16 protein-coding genes are annotated in these 20084 nt (G+C 73.1%); 7 read left to right on the forward strand and 9 right to left on the reverse strand.

Features of this window, described 5'->3' with window-relative positions:
* Positions 1–3: 3 nt before the first annotated feature.
* Positions 4–5142, reverse strand: coding sequence for an SdrD B-like domain-containing protein (locus tag AB0C02_RS14200; protein ID WP_357548064.1), 5139 nt, complete (start codon positions 5140–5142; stop codon positions 4–6).
* A 259-nt stretch (positions 5143–5401) separates the two neighbouring features.
* On the opposite strand from AB0C02_RS14200, the gene AB0C02_RS14205 reads away from it, so the two are divergent.
* The gene (locus tag AB0C02_RS14205; RefSeq protein WP_357548065.1) at positions 5402–6055 is read left to right on the forward strand and encodes a response regulator transcription factor; all 654 of its coding nucleotides are present in this window, start codon (positions 5402–5404) and stop codon (positions 6053–6055) included.
* 7 nt (positions 6056–6062) lie between these two features.
* A complete protein-coding gene (locus AB0C02_RS14210; RefSeq protein WP_357548067.1) occupies positions 6063–7103 on the forward strand; it encodes a HAMP domain-containing sensor histidine kinase in 1041 nt (346 codons plus the stop codon).
* A gap of 41 nt (positions 7104–7144) precedes the next feature.
* Here the strand turns inward: AB0C02_RS14210 and AB0C02_RS14215 are convergent, their stop codons facing one another.
* The 4 genes from AB0C02_RS14215 to AB0C02_RS14230 form a co-directional block, all read right to left on the reverse strand.
* The gene (locus tag AB0C02_RS14215) at positions 7145–7873 is read right to left on the reverse strand and encodes a polysaccharide deacetylase family protein (protein WP_357548069.1); all 729 of its coding nucleotides are present in this window, start codon (positions 7871–7873) and stop codon (positions 7145–7147) included.
* A 77-nt stretch (positions 7874–7950) separates the two neighbouring features.
* Entirely contained in the window at positions 7951–9711 is a 1761-nt protein-coding gene (locus AB0C02_RS14220; protein WP_357548070.1) for a lysylphosphatidylglycerol synthase transmembrane domain-containing protein, read from the reverse strand.
* 105 nt (positions 9712–9816) lie between these two features.
* Positions 9817–11118 (reverse strand): D-alanyl-D-alanine carboxypeptidase, encoded by a 1302-nt coding sequence (locus AB0C02_RS14225; protein ID WP_357548072.1) that lies wholly within the window; start codon positions 11116–11118, stop codon positions 9817–9819.
* Positions 11119–11301: 183 nt separating this feature from the next.
* The gene (locus tag AB0C02_RS14230; RefSeq protein ID WP_357548074.1) at positions 11302–11718 is read right to left on the reverse strand and encodes a protein-tyrosine phosphatase family protein; all 417 of its coding nucleotides are present in this window, start codon (positions 11716–11718) and stop codon (positions 11302–11304) included.
* A gap of 89 nt (positions 11719–11807) precedes the next feature.
* Here AB0C02_RS14230 and AB0C02_RS14235 point away from each other — a divergent pair, with 89 nt between their 5' ends.
* The 5 genes from AB0C02_RS14235 to AB0C02_RS14255 are packed head-to-tail and all read left to right on the forward strand — an operon-like array spanning position 11808 to position 14903.
* Positions 11808–11978, forward strand: coding sequence for a lasso RiPP family leader peptide-containing protein (locus tag AB0C02_RS14235; RefSeq protein WP_357548077.1), 171 nt, complete (start codon positions 11808–11810; stop codon positions 11976–11978).
* A gap of 31 nt (positions 11979–12009) precedes the next feature.
* Entirely contained in the window at positions 12010–12624 is a 615-nt protein-coding gene (locus tag AB0C02_RS14240) for an ABC transporter ATP-binding protein (protein ID WP_357548080.1), read from the forward strand.
* Positions 12625–12632: 8 nt separating this feature from the next.
* On the forward strand, positions 12633–13499 hold the full coding sequence (locus AB0C02_RS14245; RefSeq protein WP_357548083.1) for an ABC transporter permease: 867 nt from the start codon (positions 12633–12635) through the stop codon (positions 13497–13499).
* Positions 13492–14625, forward strand: a complete 1134-nt coding sequence (locus tag AB0C02_RS14250) for an asparagine synthase-related protein (protein WP_357548085.1) — start codon at positions 13492–13494, stop codon at positions 14623–14625. Before AB0C02_RS14245 ends, AB0C02_RS14250 begins: the two co-directional genes overlap by 8 nt.
* Complete coding sequence (locus AB0C02_RS14255) at positions 14622–14903, forward strand: PqqD family protein (protein WP_357548088.1); 282 nt, start codon at positions 14622–14624, stop codon at positions 14901–14903. Before AB0C02_RS14250 ends, AB0C02_RS14255 begins: the two co-directional genes overlap by 4 nt.
* 32 nt (positions 14904–14935) lie before the next feature.
* Here the strand turns inward: AB0C02_RS14255 and AB0C02_RS14260 are convergent, their stop codons facing one another.
* The 4 genes from AB0C02_RS14260 to AB0C02_RS14275 form a co-directional block, all read right to left on the reverse strand.
* The gene (locus AB0C02_RS14260; protein WP_357548091.1) at positions 14936–15340 is read right to left on the reverse strand and encodes a lasso peptide biosynthesis B2 protein; all 405 of its coding nucleotides are present in this window, start codon (positions 15338–15340) and stop codon (positions 14936–14938) included.
* Positions 15333–16280, reverse strand: coding sequence for a nucleotidyltransferase family protein (locus AB0C02_RS14265; protein ID WP_357548093.1), 948 nt, complete (start codon positions 16278–16280; stop codon positions 15333–15335). The genes AB0C02_RS14260 and AB0C02_RS14265 overlap by 8 nt, the downstream gene beginning before the upstream one ends.
* Complete coding sequence (locus tag AB0C02_RS14270) at positions 16277–17107, reverse strand: hypothetical protein (RefSeq protein ID WP_357548094.1); 831 nt, start codon at positions 17105–17107, stop codon at positions 16277–16279. Before AB0C02_RS14270 ends, AB0C02_RS14265 begins: the two co-directional genes overlap by 4 nt.
* Before the next feature lie 82 nt (positions 17108–17189).
* Positions 17190–19916 (reverse strand): putative Ig domain-containing protein, encoded by a 2727-nt coding sequence (locus AB0C02_RS14275; protein WP_357548095.1) that lies wholly within the window; start codon positions 19914–19916, stop codon positions 17190–17192.
* Positions 19917–20084: the final 168 nt, after the last annotated feature.

Below are 20084 nucleotides of genomic sequence, written 5' to 3' on the forward strand. Positions count from 1 at the left end.
CGGTCAGGACAGTTCGTCGGCGCCGGCGTCCGGCCGCGTGGTGCTGCGCGCCTGTCCGTCGATGTCGACCGTCGGGGCGGTGACGGTGAACGTGCCGTAGGTGCGGGAGAGCACTCCCAGCCCACGCGCCGGCGAGGTGGCGTCGGCGAGGTGCCAGTCACCCATCTCGGCCTGCGGGACCTCCTGGAGCACGATCACCGCCTGCCGGAACGACGGGAAGGTGCGCGAGGTGAGGATCTGCACCGACACCGGGAACGGCCTGCGGAACCGGGGGTCGATTCCGACCCGGTTGGTGCCGACGAGCGTGGTGCCGGTGGTGTCCTGGAGCACCGAGTTGGTCGGGGTCAGCGGGCCCACCCCGTCGGCGGAGCCCATGTCCCAGTGCCGGACGGTGTCCCCGGCCGGGGCGCCGGCGGCACCGATGCCCTTGACGTACTCACCGGTCCACTCGCCGGCCCGGTTGTCCCAGAACACGTTGTTGAACAGCTTCGGCTTGCTGAAGTTGGGCGAGTCGGCCGGCAGGGTCGCCTGCAGTTGCTTGCTGTTCTCGGTGGTGGAGAGGCCGGCCGGGGCGGCGCGGCCGGTGCTGGTCGCCGCGGTCGCGGTGGTGATGTTGCCGGCGACGGTGTTGTTGACGAACCGCACGTCCGGCGCGTCGTCGAGCGCGATCCCGCCGCCCTCGTGAGTGGAGATGTTGTCGGCCAGCATGTTGTTGATCACCGAGATCGGCACGTTGCCGGCCTGGAGCACCCGGACGCCGCCGCCGTCGTCGTTGGCCAGGTTGGCCTCCACCAGGTTGGCGTCGATCTGCACCGCGCCCGTGCCGGGTGACAGCTTCGTCGGGTCCGACGGCAGCTCACCGGCGACCATGATGCCGCCGCCCTCGTCGTACGACTGGTTGAGCCAGATCCGGTTGTTCGCGATCCGGCCGTTGTACGACAGGCCGTAGTGGCTGATGCCGCCGCCGTACTCGGCGGAGAAGTTGCCGCAGATGGCGTTGTGGTCCACCGAGTACGCGTTGCTGCCGGCGAAGATGCCGATGCCGCCGGCCAGGTTGGTCCCGCCGTTGTCCCGGATCTGGTTGCGGGAGACGGTGACGTGATCGTTGGTGGTGTTCAGGTAGGGGGTGCCGATCCGGATCGCGCCGCCGTACGAGCCGCTGTTGCCGACGATGACGTTGTCGGTGATCCGGGTGTAGCGGGCCGCCCCGTGCAGGTAGATGCCGCCGCCCTGGGTCACCACCGCGCCCGGCGCGCCGTACGGGGTGTTCACCCCGCCGGTCACCGGGTTGAGATTGCCGGGGAAGTCGGCCTGGTTGCCGCCGGTGATCCGGAAGCCGTCGATGGTGACGCCGTTGCTCGCGCCGAACTGCCCGGGACGGGCCAGCACGGTCACCACCGCGCCGTCCGGCACCGCCTCCGGCCCGGCGTGTGGGAGGGACGCGACCAGGTTCAGCCACGCGGTGCCGTCCGGGTTGTCGATGCGGAACGCCCGGCCGTCGAGGATGGACCCGGCGACGACGGTCCCGTCTGCGTACCGGCCGCCCGGGCCGACGCCCTGCAGCCGTGCCGAGGAGTGCACGACCACGTTCTCCAGGTAGGCGCCGGCCGGGTTGTCCGGGCCCGGGGTGTTCGGCCAGACCGCGACGACCCCGATGCCGCCGAGGGTGGCCGCCGCCTCCAGTGCCGCCTGCACGCTGGCGTAGGTGGTCTCCCCGGTGCGTACCGCCGAGGCGGGCGGCTTGACCTGGAACAGCCGGGGGTTGTTCGCGCCGCCGATACCGCTGCCGGTCGTGGCGCCGAGGATCTGGAAGGTGAGGCCGTTGATCGTCTGCCGGCCGTTGGCGGCGGTGACGCTCACGTCGGCCGGGCCGACCGAGCCACCGGTGACGGTGACCTCGATCTTCTGGTCGGACCAGGAGTTGACGGTCAGCGTCGGGTTGGTGCCGGCCGAGGTGAACCGGACCGCGCTGCCCGGACCGCGGGTGCCGAACCCGGTGCCGGTGATGGTGACCCGGCGGTCGGTGTCGGTGCTGCGCAGGAACGGCCGGGAGACCGCGTACAACTGCGGGTTGTCCCCGCCCGGGTCGCACTGCACCGGGCCGAGTTGCCCGGAGCCGGGCGAGATGCCGATGGCCGCGACCCCGGTGGGTGCGGTGTCGGTCACCGTGTAGAGGCCGGGCCAGGCCTGGAAGTTGGTGCCGATGGTGCGGTAGCGGGGGTTGTAGTTGGCGTTCAGGTGGCCGGGCTGGCCGGGGTCGTTGCCGACGAAGCGGTACATGTTCGGGCACGGCCCGGCCGGCAGCGGGCAGTTGTACGTGCTGGTCGAGGGCTCGATCGCCTCGTACATGCCGTTGAAGTCGGTGTCGACGGTGTCCACCAGGCGGCCGGCCCAGTCGTACAGGCCGACGGGGATGTTCGGGATGCCCTCGGCCTCGCCGTAGTTGATGCTGCGCTTGTCGTGGCTCAGGCCGAGGTCGTTGATCACCAGCCCCCAGAAGTGGGTGGGCAGCGGCACCGGCGTGAACAGGCTGAAGCTGGGCGCGTTGGTCTGCCCGGCCCGGACCTCGACCAGTTTCGTGTCGCAGAGCGGGCGCCGCTGACCCTCGAATGGGCTGCCGCCACCGTCGAGGAAGGCGGGGTTGGTGACGTGCACCTCGTGCAGGGCGCCCGCGCAGGACGAGGTGATGCCGTTGCCCTGCGACGGCGGCTCACCCGGGTCGGGCTGCGGGTCGGGTGGCGCCGGCTGGTCGGTGGCCTGGTCGGGCGAGGGCGGGAAGTTCTCCTGGGGCAGGTAGCCGTCACCGTCGAAGACGTTGACGTCCTCCTCCCGGGTCGGCAGGTACATCGACCCGCCGCCGACCGGGTTCTCGCCCAACTCCACCGACACCAGGTAGTCGTCCGGCACCAGGGGCTGGGTCTCGCCATCCGGCAGCGGCGCGTACAGCGGCATGTCGTGGTCGGGGCCGGGGTTCGCCGGGTCGCCCGGCGGGAACAGGTTCAGCTTGGAGTCGGCGAACGCGTAGTTGCCGTTGACGGTCTGCCCGAAGTTGGTCGGATCGTTGTCGGTCGGCGCGGCCTGGAAGCCCATCATCGGCGCCTCGACGCACATCTGGTTCGCCTCGGTGCCGAACTCCGGCAGGGCGAGCTGGTCGGTCAGCGGGCGCCCGTCGAACATCCGCGCGGTGCAGCCCCGTCCGGGCGCCCAGGTCTCCGAGGTGTACGCGTCGTTGAGCTCCGGCCCCTTCTTCAGCGATCCGTCCTCGTCCCGGACCGGGTCCCCGTTCTCGTCCCGGACCACCGCGTGCAGGTGCAGCTGGAGACCGGGGATGCCCGGCTGGTACGGCTCGGTGACCGCGTACGCCGGGTCCAGTTCGTTGCGGGTGGTGTCGTACGTGACGGTGCCGGCGATGCCGCCGTTCTCCGTTCCCCGGTACGGCTGCACACCCCAGTCCACCCGGCCCGACAGCCCGATGATCGGCAGCACGTCGACGTCGACGGCCGAGCCGAGCAGCGTCGTCGGCGTGGGGTCGTTCGGCGCCTGGTAGGTGATGCCGGTGGTCTTGTAGCGGGTGTGGAACGCCTCCAGCACCAGCCACTTCGTCAGCGGGTACACCTCCTTGATGCTGTAGTGGCCGTTGCTGTCGGTGATCACCGTGTTGGTGGCCTGGTCCATCAGGGAGTTGTCGCGTTCCAGGACCGCCAACGGGAAGCGGGGCACGCCCTTCTCGCCCGGGTCCTGCCGGCCGTTTCCGTTGGTGTCGACGAAGACCGTGCCGGTGATCTCGGTGAACCAGCCGGCCAGGGGCTTGGTGCCGACGTTGACGGTCTTCCCGCCGCTGACCGTGACGTTGAACGAGTCGAGCAGCATCTCCTGGGGGCCGTCCCAGAGGGTCAGCTGGTAGTCGCCGTCGGGCACGTGTGGAATGCGGAACGAGCCGTCCGCGGCACCGCGATCCAGGTAGATCATCTGGTCTCCGTTGCCCAGGTCGGACAGGGCCACCCAGGGCCGGGGCACCGGGCCGGCGATCTTCCCGCCGGCCACCCCGGTCTCCGGCACCGTCACGCCGCCCTGCCCGCCGATGTAGGTGAGGATCTGCACCACAGTGCCGGTGATCGCGCCGGTGGCGCTGCCGGTGAGCGCTTTCGGGGAGACGAAGCCGAAGTCCACGTACGGCACCAGCTCGCCGCCGAGGCTCTGCTCCGTGTCGTAGCCGGTGTCGTTCTCCTGCACCCAGACGTCCCAGTCGTGGCCGCCCTCCAGCGTGGTGGTCTGCACCCAGGTCTGCCCGCTCGGGGCGACGACAGAGGCGGCGTACCGGTTCGGGCCGAGGTTGGGAATGACGATGTCGCCGTTCGCGTCGCTGCGGCAGCCGGTGGACTCCTCGGCGATGACCGGCGCGCCGTCGTCGAAGACGACCTTCCCGGCCGGGTGGGTGGCGTCCGGGGCGGTGTGCTCGTACTCGGTGCAGAGCGGGTTGCCGTAGTAGTCGACGGTCACCTCCCCCATCACGTCGGCCAGGTGGGCGGTGAAGCCGGCCAGGCCCCGCTCGGCGCCGACCTCGTACGTGCCGTCGACCGGGGCGCTGTCCTCGAAGACCCGCAGCCGGACCGTGCCGAGCGGCAGCGGGTACGGCTGCATGCCGACGGTCACCGCGGTGGTCCGGCCCGGCGTGACCGTGAAGTGCTCACCATCGATCTTGTAGCCGTCGGCGGTGACCGAGATCAGGTAGCGGCCGGGCGGCAGATGGCCCAGCGCCTTGCCGGTGGCCAGTGCCTTCTGGTCGCCCTGGGCGATCACCGGGACCGCGCCGGGGGTGTTGCGGATGGACGGCCAGCGGCAGTGGTCGGCGAAGTCCGGCGCGCTGGCCACCCCGGCCCGGGCCGGCAGGCAGTGCGCCGGCGCGTCGTGCGGGTCGCCGGTGTCGTCCGCCGTGATCATCCAGCGGTAGTCGGTCACCGGATCGCCCCGCTGGATCTGCGGCGCCGGCCCGACGGTGCGGGCGCTGACCACCTTGAGGGTGATGTCACCCGTGGTGGGCTCGGCGGCGGCCGCGGCCGGACCGGGCGGTACGACGAACCCGACGAGTAACAGGCAACTGACGGACACGAACCAGCGCGGCCAGACGGAACGGCGCGGCATGCCCTCACCCCCTCGGTCAACGAGAACGGCCGCGCCGGTATGCGGCCGGGCCGGTGTGAGGAGCATGGGCGGTGACGCCGCGCCGGCGACCGTTCATGACGGCGTCGTCATGCGAGCGTCATCAGGCCGACAACCCTCTGTGTCGGATCCGCGACACAAAGGTGCGCCGTTCGGCCGTGGCGCGAACAAACACGAAGCGCGCTCCATGAAGGGATAAAACGTCACCGACGTCTGTGGGGGCACGGTGGGGCGAGTACTGGTGATCGAGGACGACGAGCGGATCGGACGGTTGGTCACCCGGGCGTTGGAGGGCGGTGGCCTGCTGACCGAGCGGGCGTCGTCCGGCACGTCCGGCCTGGACGCGGCGCTGCGCCGGGACTTCGACCTGGTGGTGCTGGACCTGATGCTGCCCGGCCTGGACGGCCGCCAGGTGTTGGACCGGCTGCTGGAGCGACGGCCCGCGCAGCCCGTGCTGGTGCTCTCGGCGGTACCGGAGATCAGCACCCGGGTGGCGGTGCTGGAGGCGGGCGCGGCGGACTTCCTCGGCAAGCCGTTCGCGGTCGCCGAGCTGCTGGCCCGGGTACGCGCCCGGATGCGCGGCGCGCCCACCGGGGACGCGGGCCGGTGGCTCCGGATCGGTCCGGTGCAGCTGGACCTGCACCGGCGCCAGGCCACCGTCGACGGAGTACGGGTGGATCTGCCGCTGCGCGAGTTCCTGCTGTTGCAGCATCTGATGAGCCGGGCCGGCCGCCCGTGCAGCCGCGAGGAGCTGCTGGCCGACGTGTGGGGACTGCACTTCGACCCGGGCAGCAACGTGGTCGACGTGTCGGTCCGCCGGCTGCGTGGCCGGCTGGACCGGCCGGACCGGATCGAGACGGTACGCGGCGTGGGTTATGCGTACGCCGCCGAATGACCGACTGTTGGCCCGCGTCTGGATCGCCTTCGCCGCGGTCAACGTGGTGCTGATGTGGTACCTGCCCGGGCAGGAGACGGTGCCGTTCCACCTGGTCTGGATCAGCCTGGCCCTGGTATACGGCTTCACCACCTGGCGGCTTTCCTGGATGGTGGCCGCGCTCGTGGCGGTGACCACCACGACCGGGCTGATCCTGGCCCACCACGCGGCCGTCGGCGAGATCCGCTGGGAAGAGACCAGCGAGGAACCGCTGATGACGGTGGTCTTCGGCGTCATGGCCTGGCACGTACACCGTCGGCACCTCCTGCTGCACGAGATGCGCCGCATCGGCGAGGCCGAACGGGACCGGGCGCACCGGCAGGAGCTGCTGGTCCGGCTCGCCTCGCACGAACTGCGTACGCCGCTGACCATCGCCCGCGGCTACACCGAGTTGCTGCGCACCGCCCACGACGACCCGTCGACCCTGGCGGACACCGCGGTGGTGCTCGAGGAGCTGGACAAGGTGTCCCGGATCGCGCACCGACTGGTCACCCTGATGCAGCTCGAACAGCAGCACCCGGTACGCCCGGTCGACCTGGACACCGAGCTGGCCCGGATCGCCCGGCGCTGGGCGCCCACCGCCGACCGGGAATGGTCCTGCCGGTCGGCGATCGGGCTCACCCGGGTCAACCCGGAGCGGCTGGAGGCGGCGCTGGACTGCCTGATCGAGAACGCGGTGAAGTTCACCGGCCCGGGCGACCGGATCGCGCTGGTGGGCCACCGGGACGCGGCCGGGTGGACGGTCGAGGTGATCGACTCGGGCGTGGGCATCCCGCCGGAGGCCGTACCCGATCTCCTCGCCGGGCAGCCCGGTCGCCCCACCGCCACCGGCACCGGTCTCGGCTGGGCCATCGTCCGCGCGGTGGCCGCCACGCTCCACGGCCGGATCACCGTCGGCAGCGGACCGAGCGGCGGTGCCCGGATCGGGCTGCGGGTGCCGGAACCCACCCCGGCCGGGCCGGCCCGGCCGGTGCCCGCCGACGGGCCGGTCAGTTTCGCGTCCGGCTGACCGGACGGCCGGTACGGGTGCGGCAGGCCAGCACCGCAGGGTCAGCCGACCGCGTCCCGGTGCCCGCCGAGCGGGCCGACCGTCCAGCCCTGGCGGCGGCACTCGGCCAGCAGCCGGGGCAGGGCGCCCAGCCCGGCCCGCCAGGCGCCCGGCGCGGAGGTGCACGAGGAGTCGTGCAGCAGGATCGTGCCCCCGCCGGAGAGTTTCGCCCGTACGGTGTCGTACACCGACTCGGCGGTGGCCGTGGCGGCCCAGTCCCGGCCCCAGCAGCTCCACAGCACCGGCGCCAGCCCCAACCGCCGCGCCGCCAGCAGGGTGGGACCGGTCAGCAACCCGTACGGGGGGCGCAGGAACCGGGGCGTCTGGCCGGTCACGGCGGTGATCAGCGCACGGGTGCGGGCCAGGTCTCGGACGGTCGCCACCGGGCCGCGCCGCAGCATGTTGTCGTGCCGCCAGCCGTGCACCGCCACCTCATGGCCGGCGGCGACGATCTTCCGCCCGAGCTCGGGCGAGCGCTGCAGCATCACGCCGAGCAGGAAAAACGTGGCCCGGACCCGATGCTCGGCCAGCACCTCCAGGAACCGGGGGGTCGACTCCGGGTCGGGGCCGTCGTCGAAGGTGAGCGCGACCCGATCGGGCGGGCCGACACCGTGCAGGGCGGGGAAGAACCGGCGCCGGACGAACGGCAGCGCGGTCACGATCGGGGCCACGTGCAACGCCGGCAGCGCCGCCGCCAGGGCCCAGCCGGCACGCACGGGACCGGCCCTCACCGGGGGGCCACCCGCGGACTGCGGCAACGCGGCAACCACCGCCTTGGTGTACCCAGGGTGGTGCCATCCACGCCGGGTCAGATGGCACGTCGGCGCACCAGCAGCCGCAGCGCCACGTATCCGGGCAGCACCGGCAGCCAGAAGGTGGCGAGCCGGTAGATCAGCACCCCGGCGACCGCGATGCCCGCCGGAACACCGTAGAGCAGCAGGCCGGAGACCAGAGCGGCCTCGGTGGCACCCAGCCCGCCGGGGGTCGGCGCGGCCGTGGCCACCCCCTCCCCCACCAAGCAGACCAACACCACTGGTGCGACCAGGGCCGGCTGGGCGGACAGCCCGACGGCGAACAGCGAGAGCCAGAACGCGGTCCCGTACGCCAGGGTGAGCGCCAGGCCGGCGGCCAGCAGCCGCAGCATCCGACCGCTGCGCACCAGCAGGCGTAGCGCGTCGAGCGCCTGGCGTCCGGCGTGCCGGGTGCGGGCCCGCCAGCGGGGCCTGGCCAGCGCCACGGCGGCCAGCGCCAGCAGACCGAGCCCGACCAGCAGCACCATCCAGCCCCGGCCGGCGAACGCGGCGCGCAGGTGTTGCACCGAGCCCCGCGCGAAGGGCAGCAGGACGGGCAGCAGCAGGGTGAAGGCGAGGAAGCCGGCGGCCCGGTCGACGGCGACCGTGGTCGCCGCGACCGGCAGCGGCAGTCCCTGCCGACGCAGGTAGCGCAGGCTGAGCGCGAACCCACCGACCGCGCCCGGCGCGATCCGGTTGACGAAGCCCGCCGCCACCTGCACCGACACGGTGGTGCCGAAGGGGATCCGGCCCGCCGCCGCGAGCCGCAGCGCAAGGGCGCTGATCGGGTACGTCGCCGCGGCGGCCAGCAGCGCGCCGACCACCGCAGCGGGGTCGGCCCGGCCCAGGGCCTGTGTCGCCACGGCCACCCGGCCGAAGTCGGTCACCAGAAAATAGCCCAGGACACCGAGCATGACCAGCAGGAACAGGTCCGGGCCGGTGAACCGGACGACCCGGGCGGTGCGCACCGGGCGGCCCGGGCAGCGGTGGGCGATCTCGGAGCGGAGTTCGTCGAGCAGGCCCGGCCGGTCGGTCAGCGTATGCCGGGTGGTCCGGGACAGCAGCGCGGGTTGCAGCCAGGGCAGGCTGTCGGCCACCGCCGGGGCGCCCAGGTGGTCGACGGCGGCCGTGACGGTCGTGCGTACGCCGGCCAGCCCGGCGAGCACCACCAACGGTTCCACCAGATCGCGGGCGCACTGCTCGGGGGTGGCCCGGTCGGTGCCGGCGGCCAGCGCGACGAGCCGGGCCGCGGCGTCGGTCACCAGAATGTTGGCGCCGCGCAGGTCGCGGTGGGCGAGTCCAGCCCGGTGCAGCAACGCGACCTGCCGCCAGACGTCGGCCAGCGCGTCGCCGCCGAGTTCGCCGGCGCCGAGCGCGTCCAGCGGCCGACCGGGCGTGAACTCCTCGACGAGCAACCCCTCCCCGGCCGGTCCGGCGGCCTCGTCCAGCGGTCGCGGCACCCGGACACCGGCCCGCCCGGCCAGCCGCAGCAGGCGTGCCTCACGCTCGGCCTTCTGCGCCGCGCCGGCGTAGCCCGGGTAGTCGCCGAAGTGGCGGTAGCGCAGCCGCCGACCCCACCGGCGCAGGTGGCCGGCGTCCCGCTGCCGGCCGACGGAAAGCTTCACGAACAGGTCACGCCCGTCGGTGGTGGTGACCCGCCACGGGTGGGAGCCGCGACGATCGCCGGGCAGCGGCGCGACGGCACACACCGAGACTCCCCGCTCGGCGAGGAGTTGGCGGACCAGCCCGGCGGTGCCTTTCCCGCCGCTGTCCCGCATGCTCCGACCATAGGGCGATGCCACCGTACGCCGGGCGGCAACCGCACCGCTCCACCCGGCGGCACCCGGCGTGGCGGGTCACCTACTCGGCGGAAGACGGCGGTCCTACGCGCGGCGGCGGCCGATTCGGCGGGGGCGATTCCGGCGGGCGACCAGTGCCGCCACGAGACCACCGACGGTGAGCGCGAGGAGGCCGGCGGTGGGCACGATGATCTGCCAGTCGCCGTCGGCCATGCGGTGCAGCGCGGTCGCGACCGGTCCCCGCCACTGCGGCGACGGGGTCGGCGGGGGCGCGGTCGGCGAGTTGCTCGGAGCCGGCTCCGCCACGTCCAGCTCGCCGGGCTCGACCAGCCGACCCACCGAGGCGTCCCGGGGCAGGGAGAAACCCCAGTCGAGTAGTTGCGCGCCCTGCTCCCAGCCGCGTACCGGACGGGCCTCGGCGCCGAGCAGGGTCACCACGAGCCGCCGGCCGTGGCGCTCGGCAGCGCCCACGTAGCTGTGCCGGGCCAGATCGGTGTAGCCGGTCTTGCCGCCCAGGGCACCCCGGTAGCGGTAGATGAGCTGGTTGTCGTTCTGGATCTGGAAACCGCCCTTCTTCAGGGCCGGCTGGGCGGGGATCTTGGTGTGCTCGGTGAGCGCGTACCGGCGGAACAACGGGTCGGCGAAGCAGGCCCGGGCGATCAGCGCCAGGTCGTACGCGCTGGTGAACTGTCCCTTCCCGTCCAGGCCCGACGGGGTGACGGCGTGCGTCTGCCGGGCGCCGAGCCGTTGAGCCTCCTCGTTCATCGCCCGTATCCCGCCGGGCAGGCCGTCCGCGCCGCCGCCGAGCCGGGCCAGCAGGTTGGCCGCCTCGTTGCCCGAGTTGAGCAGCAGCCCGAGCCACACCGTCTCGACGGTGTACTTTCCGCCGACGAGCAGGCCGACGGCAGAACTGCCCGGCTCGATGTCCAGGTCGCCACGGGTCGCCGTGACCACCTGCTTCGGGTCGAGCCGGGGCAGCATGGTGGCGGTCAGCAGCAGCTTCTGGGTGCTGGCCGGGATGCCGTACTCGTGCGGGCCGCAGGCGGCCAGCACCGCGCCCGTGTCCAGGTCGGCGACCAGCCAGGACCGCGCGGTGACGGCCGGCGGCGCGGGTGCGCCGTCGGGTGTCACCAACCCCGGCGTGTCGAGCAGTTCGCCGCCGACGACCCGGTCGGCCGGCACGTCCGGCGGGGGCACCGGTCGGGGCGGGTGGGACACCTTCGGGGCCGGCACCTTCGCCTTCGGGCACGGCACGGAGGCCGGGGCGGTTACGAGCGGAGCCTCTGGCGTGGCCTGTGCGGCTCGCGCCGCCGGGGCGGCCTGCGCGGCGGGGGCGGCGCCCAGAAAGACGGCGGCGGTGAGTGCGGCCAGTGCCCGAGCTCTCATGTCCAGGGAGACTAACCGCAAGATCGCTCTACGGCAGCCCTCAGTCCCGCCTGCCGAACCCTCTTTGGGTGGAGATCCGTGGGCCAACGGGCGTTCGGCGGAATCCGACTTGGTATCACGTTATGGACCAATTGCGAACGTTCTTCGCCCATGGGCGGGTGCGACCGGAGGTGCCGGCAGGATTCACAGCCGGCGCAGCCAGCGCCGCTGCCACGGGGTCTCGACCGCGCGCGGGTGGTAGCGGGCGCGTACCCAGGGCACCGCCTCCTCGGGGGCCAGCCCGTCGAACACGGCGAGGGCCGCGAGCGCGGTGCCGGTGCGTCCGACGCCGCCGTGGCACGCGACCTCCACCCGCTGCCCCGCGTACGCCCGCCGCCATGCCTCGCGCAGCGCGTCGCCCGCGTCGGCGGTGTCGAGCGGCACCCAGAAGTCGGGCCAGCGAAGCCGGCGGTACGGCCAGGGCGGGGTCGGTCCGCCGGCCAGGACGAGGGCGAAGTCGGCCGGCGTCGCCGGGTCGGCGAGCCGCCGCCCGCGTACGGTCGCGCCACCGGGCAGCACCAGCAATCCACTCCGGTCGGTCCAGGCCTGCCTCGCGATCATTCCTCATTGTGCAATGCGACAATTGAAGGAGCAAAACGGCCGGTAACCAGCCAAAGGAGGTATGATCCGGGCAGTCTATATTTACCCAATTGGAGGAATTCGTGAAGGATCTTCCGGCACCCAGCAAGGTCGACGAGGCGCCGCGGGACTACCAGCCACCGCAACTGCGCCGGTTGGGCACGCTGGCCGAGCTGACCCAGGGTGGCACGCCCGGCGTCACCGACGCGGTCGGCCAAGCCGGTGCCTTGGGTTCCATCTGATTCCGCCGAGATCCACCCACCGGCTGACCGGATGCTGCGGCTCATCGGTGCCGGGCGCGTCTTCGGGCGCCGCTCGATCTTCTCCGGCCTCGACCTTGAGATAGCGGCGGGAACGCGGTTGTTGCTCAGCGGCGGCAACGGCTCCGGCAAGACGACCCTGCTGCGGTGCCTGGCGGGGAGCCTCGCGTTCAGCGCCGGGCAGGCGCTGATCGCCGGTCGGCCGGCCGGTTCTCCGGCGGCTCGTCGCCTGGTCGGCGCCGCCCTCGCTCCTGAGCAGGGCCTATACGGTCGGCTCACCGGGCACGACAACCTCATGCTGGTGGCCCGGATGCGCCTGCCCGCCCGGAAGGCGGCCCCGGCGGTTGCCGGGCTGGCGCGAGAGTTCGGTATCGACGCCTACGCCAGCGTGCCGGTGGAACGATGTTCGGCCGGAATGCGGGCACGCGTCGTCGTCGCCCGAGCCCTGCTCGGCGACCCGGCCGTGGTGCTGCTCGACGAGCCCGGCCGCAGCATGGACGCCGACGGGCGGAAGCGGGTCTGGTCAGCTCTGGCCCGCCGCCCCGCACTGACCTGTGTGCTCGCGTCGCACCTGGCGGAGGACCGCGAACGGTGCGATCGGGTGCTGACCATGCCGGCACGCCGATGAGGAGTGTCGTGCGGACACTATCCTCGACGCGTCCGGATGCCGTGTCGGCCACGGTCCCCCCGGCGGCGGCGCGCGAGGCGGCTGCCGGGCGGGCGATGCTCGCGCTGCTGCGCCGCGACCTGACCGAACGCCGCGGCCTGCGGCTGCCATTCCTGTTGGATCTGGCGTTCGGGCTGCTGAACCTGCTGGTCTTTCTCTTCGTCTCCCGCGTGCTAACCCTGGCCCCGCACGCCGACTTCACCCGCGCGACCAGCTACTTCGACTTCGTGGCGGTGGGCATCGTCTTCCTGCTGGTGCTGCAGGCCGCCACCGTGCAACTCGTCGTGCAGGTGGCCGCCGAACAGCGGGCCGGGACTCTCGAACTGCTGGTCACCCAGCCAATGCCGGGCTGGGCGCTCGCCCTCGGGCTGGCCGGCTATTCGTTCGCCTTCGCCCTACTCCGCGCCGGGGTCTACCTGGCGGTACTGGGCGGGTTCTTCGGCCTGCACCTCGGGCACGCCGACTGGCCCGGCGTGGTCGCCGTGCTGATCCTCGGCATGCTCGGCACGCTGCCGCTCGGCGTGGCGCTGATGGGGCTTACGGTGGCGGTCGGCCACGGCGATCCGGTGGCGCGGCTGACGGTGGTGGCGTTGTCCTTCCTGTCCGGCGCGTACTTCCCGGCCTCAGCGCTGCCGACGGCCCTGCGCGCGATGGCCGAGCCGCTACCCAGCCGGATCGCCCTCGACGGGCTGCGGCACGCGCTGACCGGCGCGGGCTGGGGCCACAGCGCGCTGATCCTGGCCGGGGTGGCCGCCATCCTGCTGCCGCTGTCCGCCTGGGTCTTCGACCGTGCGCTGTGGATCGCCAAACGCAGAGGAGTGCTCACCCGTGAGTGACATCGCGCTCCCCCGGCCCACCGCCCGGGACGTGGCCTGCGGCATCGTGCTGGGCCTGAACCCGGCCGCGCCCCCGCCCGCTGCCCGGCCCGGCCCGGCACCGACCCCCATCGTCGCGCTGGAACACGCGGTGCTACCGGCGCTGCGCCGCCCACCGTGCCTGGTGAGCTTCTCCGGCGGGCTGGACTCCTCGCTGGTCCTCGCCGTCGCCGCCCGGGTCGCCCGACACGAGGGGCTGCCCGACCCGGTGCCGGTCACCTGGCGGTTCACCGGGGCGCCCCGGGCCGAGGAGTCGCAGTGGCAGGATCGACTGCTCGCCGAACTGGGCCTGGGGCGGGAATGGCAGATCCTGCGCGCCGGTGAGGACCTCGACCTGGTCGGCCCGGTCGCCCGCCGGCTGCTGGCACGATACGGGCCGGTGCACCCGCCGAACCTGCACGTCCACCTGCCGATCGTCGAACTGGCCCGGGGCGGGTCCCTGCTCACCGGCGCCGGCGGCGACCAGGTCCTGGCCGGCTGGCGGCGTCGCCCCGGCACGTTGCGGATGCGCCTCGGCCTTTTTCGGGCCCGCTGGCTGCGCCCGCAGCCGGACCTGTTCCCGTGGCTGCACCCGCGGGTGTCCCGGCAGGTGCGTCAGGAACTGCGCGCCGAGCAGCGCGCCGAACCGCATCGGCTGGCCGGGCGGATCGCCTGGCACCTGCGCCGCCGGGATCTGTCGATGACCCGGGCCAGCCTGGCCGCCGTCGCCGCCGACCACGATGTGCTGGCCGTGCATCCGCTGTGTGATGACGGTTTCGCCGCTGCCCTGGCCGCGCGTCGGGGCCGGCTGCGCTCGCCGTCGCGCCGGGAGTTGCTGGCCGACATCGCCGACGCCGAGTTGCCGCCGCTGGTCGTCGCGCCACGGCCGAAGGCCACCTTCGACGAGGTGTTCTTCCGGGCCGCGACCCGCGAATTCATCCGATCCTGGGACGGCACCGGCGCCGACGAGACGCTGGTGGACGTGGACGCGCTGCGCCGAGAGTGGTCCGACTGGCCGGTCAGCTCACTGACCGCGGCACTCGTGCAGCACCTCTGGCTGGCCGGTCAACGGGCCGGGCGGCAACCGACTGTGGAGGCACCGAGTTGAGCACCGAGGCAGCAACCGTGTACCGGGTCCGGGCGGACCGGGTCGCCTGGCGTACGGCCGGCGAGGAGGCGGTGCTGCTGGACACCCGGCAGTCCGTGTACTTCGCGCTGGACCGCTCTGCGGCGTTGCTCTGGCCGCACCTGGTGGCGGGAGCCACCGCCGCGGAACTGACCGCCGCGTTGATCGAGCGCACCCCGGTGGACCGGGAGCGGGCCGCGGCCGACGTGCGTACGTTCCTGGCCGAGTTGGAGTCCGCCGACCTCGTCGACCGGGTCTGACCCGCCCCGGCCCGTTCACAGGGGGCCCTTCCTTACAGCCAGGTGGGTGGGGCGGGGCGGCGCAGGATCTCCATCAGCTCGCGCCGGTGCGGGTCCGGGTCGCCGTCGAGCCAGGCGTGGGCGTGAAAGCCGGCGCCGGGTGGACTCACCCCGATGACCACCGTCCGGTCGACCCTGCGCCGGGCGTGCCAGCGCTGCAGCACCAGCGAGCGTTCCAGGCAGTTGCCGCCGCAGCGAAGCAGTGCGAGCCGTACCAGCGCGTCGGTGCCGCCGGCCGGCGGGGCGGGGATGCGTACGGCGTCCAGGCCGCCCCGGGCGAGCTGTCGGCGCACCCGCCGGCAGGCCAGCATCGTCCAGGCCACCAGGGCCAGGCCGGGCGGCCCGTGCCGGCGGGTCACCCGGATCAGGGCGCGCAGCGCGCGTACCGGGTCAGCCACGGCCAATCCTCCGGGCGGTACGCAGCTCGCGCAGCGCCCGCAGCAGCGTGCGGGTGTGCCGGCCGTACCGTCGCGCGTGGGCCAGCAGCAACCCGCTCGGACCGGTCCGGGCGCGCGGGTCGACGTGGCGCAGGTAGCCGGCAGAAGGCAGCAGGAGGCGGGCGAGATGGCGCAGCCGCCGCCGCCAGCCCGGCAGCTCGGTGAGCCGGGCCAGGGTGATCGCGGTCGGCGTGGCCCGGTGGGCGGTGAGCCAGCGTAGCGGCGGGCCGGACACGGGCAGGGCTAGCTGGGCCGCCACCGTCACGCCCGCCGGCAGCAGCCACATCGCCACGGCGAACGCGGGTGTGGCGGCGCAGCGGGCGGCGATACGGGCCGCCGCCGGCCAGGCGTCGGCGGGCAGCACGTCAAGGGCGCGGGCGAGGTCGGCCGCGGGCTTGACGAAGCGGCCGGGACTGGCCGCGTGCAGGGCCGCCAGCAGGGCACAGCCCGCCGTGTCCGGCACCAGCACCGTGCCGCCGCCCAGCGCCATGGGTTCCGCCCCGGCGCGCAGCGCCCGCCAGAGTTCCTCGGGATCGTCGACGCCGGCGAAGCCGCGGTGCAGGTCCACGGTGAGCGACAGCGGGCCGGGGGCGTACCAGGAACGCTGGTGCCAGGCGTCCCCCTCTGCGGGCAGCTCGTCGCCGACATGCGGCCGGTAGCCGGCGGCGGCGAGGGCCGCCTGGGCACGGCCGAACGCGGCCGGCGCGACCAACAGGTCCACGTCGGCGTAGAGCCGCTCGGCACCGAGCCGCCGGGCCAGCCCCGCACCCTTGAGCAGCACACTATCGACACCGGCCTTGTGGAGGGTGTCGACGGCGGCCGCGGCGGCGGCGTCGAGGGCGAGGCAACGCAGCGCCATCCCGACGCCGAGATCGATGCTGGGGGTGGCGGCGTCGGTCACCGCGGCGCCTCGGCGGGGGCGAGGACGGCGTCCAGTAGCCGGCAGGTGGCGTCGAGAACGGCCCAGTCCCGGGGCCGGGTCAGGTCGTAGCCGGGCAGCCCGGCGAGCGCGAGCAGCCCGGCCGGGTCCGAGGGCAGTTCGGGCAACGAGCGCCGGGCGGCGAGCCGGGCCAACAGCTCCGCCGGGCCCACCGGCGTCAGCGCCAGCCGCTCGCCCCAGCCCAGGAAGATCCAGCCGCCCAGCGGGAGCCGCTGTGGCACGGCCGGCAGGGTGATCCGCAGCCGGGTGTCCTGGCGCACCGGGCGGGTGGTGAGGTCCACGCCCGGGATCGGCTCGCGCAGGTCGACGCAGCGCGGGCCGGCGAGCACGTCGCCGCCGTCGAGGACGACGATGTCGTCGGCCAGCACCGGCACGTCCCGGGCCGCGAGCGCCGCGAGCAGGCTGCTCTTGCCGGCGGTACGGTCACCGAGCACGACCCACGCCCGTCCGGCGTGGACGAAGGCACCGGCGTGGAACGTCTCCCGCCCGGCCCAGCGGTTGACGATGACGGCCACCGGGCCGAGATACGGGTGGGCCAGCACGTCGGGGGCGAGCGGCGGGCCGTAGAAGGTGGCGGTGCCGCGCCGCCGGTGCAGGTCCAGGGTGCGGCCGTCGGTGAGCACCCGCACCACCCGGTCGGCGTCCAGGGGTGCGGGTTCGGGGGGCGGGGCGTGGCGCTGGCGCACCGTCACGGTTCGGCTCCTGGCGGGTGGGTACGCCGTGGCCGGCAGTTCGGCGACGGCGTCCAGACCGCGGATGTGCAGCCCGTAGGCGGATCTGATTGGCATGTCACACCTCGTACGACGATCAGGGACGCGGACGGCGTCGGGTGGGAGGCACGGTCGCCTCCCACCCGACGCCGCGATCGGATCAGTGCCGCAGCGTGCCCTTGACGTTGGTCAGCTTGCGGCTCTTCGCCGCCTGCTGCGCGGCCTTCTTGGCCGCCTGCTCCTTCGCGGCGGTGACCGCCAAGGCCGTCGCCGAGCTGGGCGGTGTGACGGGACCGGCGCCGAGGGCATCGATGTCCCAGCCGACCCAGAAGGTGCCGCCCTGGTCCACGTAGAACGTCAGCGCGACGTTGACAGACTGACCGGGTGCCAGGCCACCGACCGGTAGCGACACCGTCAGCGTGGTGGAGAGCCCGCCGCCGGGCGGATCCGTGGCGGGGAAGTCCATGCTGAGATTCTGTACGGTGAGCGTCCGGCCACCGACGACGAAGCTGCCGGTCGAGGTCGTCGGATTCGCAAGCCGCAGCTGCGCCGGGTTCGCCGGGGGTGGGGAGCCCGGCATCGGCGCCCCGTTGGTCTGGCTCAACGCGGTGATCCGGATTCGGACCAGGGAGGCTGGCGTCACGCCCCGGTTGGTGACCGTCCGGCGGATAATCAGCTGCCGCGGTGTGCTGCCGGTGGCCGATACGACCTCCTGGTTGGGTGCCGCGTTGGCGCCCTGGCTCGGATCGAGCAAGGTGGTCTGCAGCAGGTCACTCTGCTGGTACGGGCCGAACTGCCGCAGCGGGGAGGGCGTGCCGAGGATGGACGGCACCCCGTTGATCGGGCCAAACACCGTCGCGACGAGCCGGAAGTCGGTCTTGTTGTCCCGGGTGTCCTGCGGCAGGCCGGCGACCCGCAGCCGGATCCAGGCGTTGCGCACGGTCGGCGGGCTGGTGAACGCCGGCAGCGCGGTGCCGGTGGAGTAGCCCGGCAGGCTGCCGGCGGCGTCGGTGATGGTGTTGGCGGCGTCCGGCACCCGCAGCCGGATGCCGGTGTCGTTCTGCGCCGGCCCGAGGTTGGATACGGTCAGGTCCGACGGATACTGCGCCGCAAGCGAAAGGTTGGGGGCGGCGACCAGGTAGCCGCGCCTGGGGCTCAGCGGCTGCGCGCTGGTGGGAACTGTCCAGGAGACGCCGGAGCCCTGCACCTGCACGCCGGCCAACGGCATGTCGATAGACGTGTTGTTGTAGAGCACCACGTACTGGTCCAGCGGGCCGGCGAGGCCGGACTGCCGGAACTGGTCGACGAGCAGTTGCCCCGGCCGCCCGTTGACCTGGACGTCGACTTCGTTCGAGGTGACGACGGCGTTGGTGTTGGTGGCGTTGTACCGGACGGTGAGTTGGTTGAGGCCGAACGTCGGCAGCTTCACCGCGAAGCTCGCCTTGTTGAGCACCACGGTCTGCACGCCCAGGTTGACGGTCACCCCGTTGCTCTGCCGGTCGAACAGCGTCACCGTGCCCTGGCCCTCGCCGGGGTTGATGGTGACGGTGAGCGTGACCGGGCTGTCGAAGAAGACCGACGTCGACGAGCCGCTGAGGGCGACCACGCTGGCGGCCTGAACCACGACCGTGAGTCCTTGGACGTCGGTGAGCCCGGCCGCGTCGGTGACCTGAAGGTTGAGTCCGTACACCCCGGGCGTGGTGGGCACGCCGTTGAGCTCACCGGTGAACGGGTTGAAGGTCAGGCCGGGTGGGATCGGTCCGGCGACCAACGCCCAGGTGTAGGGTGCCAGGCCGCCGAGCACGGTGGGGCGGAACGAGTAGGAGGCGTTGACCTCGGCCAGCGGCACCGAGGTGATCACGATGTGCGGCGCCGGCACGACGGTGATGCTGATCAGCAGGCTGCCGAGCAGCCCGCCGCTGTCCTTGGCCTGGGCCACGAAGGCATAGGTGCCGGCGGTGGTCGGGACGCCGCTGACGGTGCCGGTGCCGGCGTTGAGAGTCAGCCCCGGCGGCAGGCTGCCGTAGGTGATGGAGAACGCGTAGGGCGGCCGGCCGAGGGAGGTCTGGACTGTCGCGCTGTAGGCGACGCTCACCTCGGCGCTGCCGCCGACGAAGGTCACCGACGGCGAGACGCCGGTCTGGATCGGAAAGGTCGGCGCGGACTCCGGGCCGAGACCCTGGCTGGTCAGTGCCGCGACCGTGAAGGTGTATGTGACGTTCGCGTTGAGGCCGGAAACCATGGCAGTAAGGACCGGCCCCACCGTCTGCGACGGCTGCCGCACCCCGCCGACGTACGGGAAAACCACGTAGTTGGTGATCGGCGAGCCGCCGTCGGACGACGGTGGCAGCCAGGTCAGCGTCGCGATGGTGACGCCGGCAGTCGCCGCGATGATGGTCGGCGCGGTGGGCCGGGCGAGGATCCGGGGCGCGGCGGAACGCCTGCTGGCCGGGCCGACGCCGCCGGCGTTCTTCGCCGCCACGGTGAAGGTCCAGGTGCCCTTCGCCGCCGGCAGGGTCAGCCTCCGGCTGGTCGTCGAGGCGTCGAAGGACAGCGTCGTGGCCTTCTTGCCGTTGCGGTACGAGGTGATCACGTACCCGGTGATCCTGCTGCCGTTGTCCTTAGGGGCCTTCCAGGTCACCACGGCGGTGGTGCCCTCCTTGGCGGCCGTCGGGGCGGCCGGGGCGGCGGGCTTGGCCGGCTTCGGCGTGGCGACGAGCGGCTCCGCCGCGGGTAGCGCGGCGGTGGCCGCGGCCGGTGCGGCGGCCGCGGCTCGTCCGGACTGGACGGGATCCCGGGCTGCGGCCGGCGCCGACACGGCCGCCAGCGCCAGCGTCAAGGCCACTGCGGAGGCGGCCAGCCGACGGATGCGGTGCGACAGGGACATGGCTACTCCTAGCTGAGCGCCGATCGCCGAACGGGCCGGCGGCCGGCGCTCGATGTACGCGCGGACGGACGTGTAGCAGATTGCGACCGTTATTCGCAATAGATCCGGTTAGTCCTATATTTCTATACCATCCGCCCATGGGCTTATGTCCATGCCATCAGCCGAATT

Source organism: Micromonospora sp. NPDC048999 (genome assembly GCF_040649295.1).
GTDB lineage: Bacteria > Actinomycetota > Actinomycetes > Mycobacteriales > Micromonosporaceae > Micromonospora.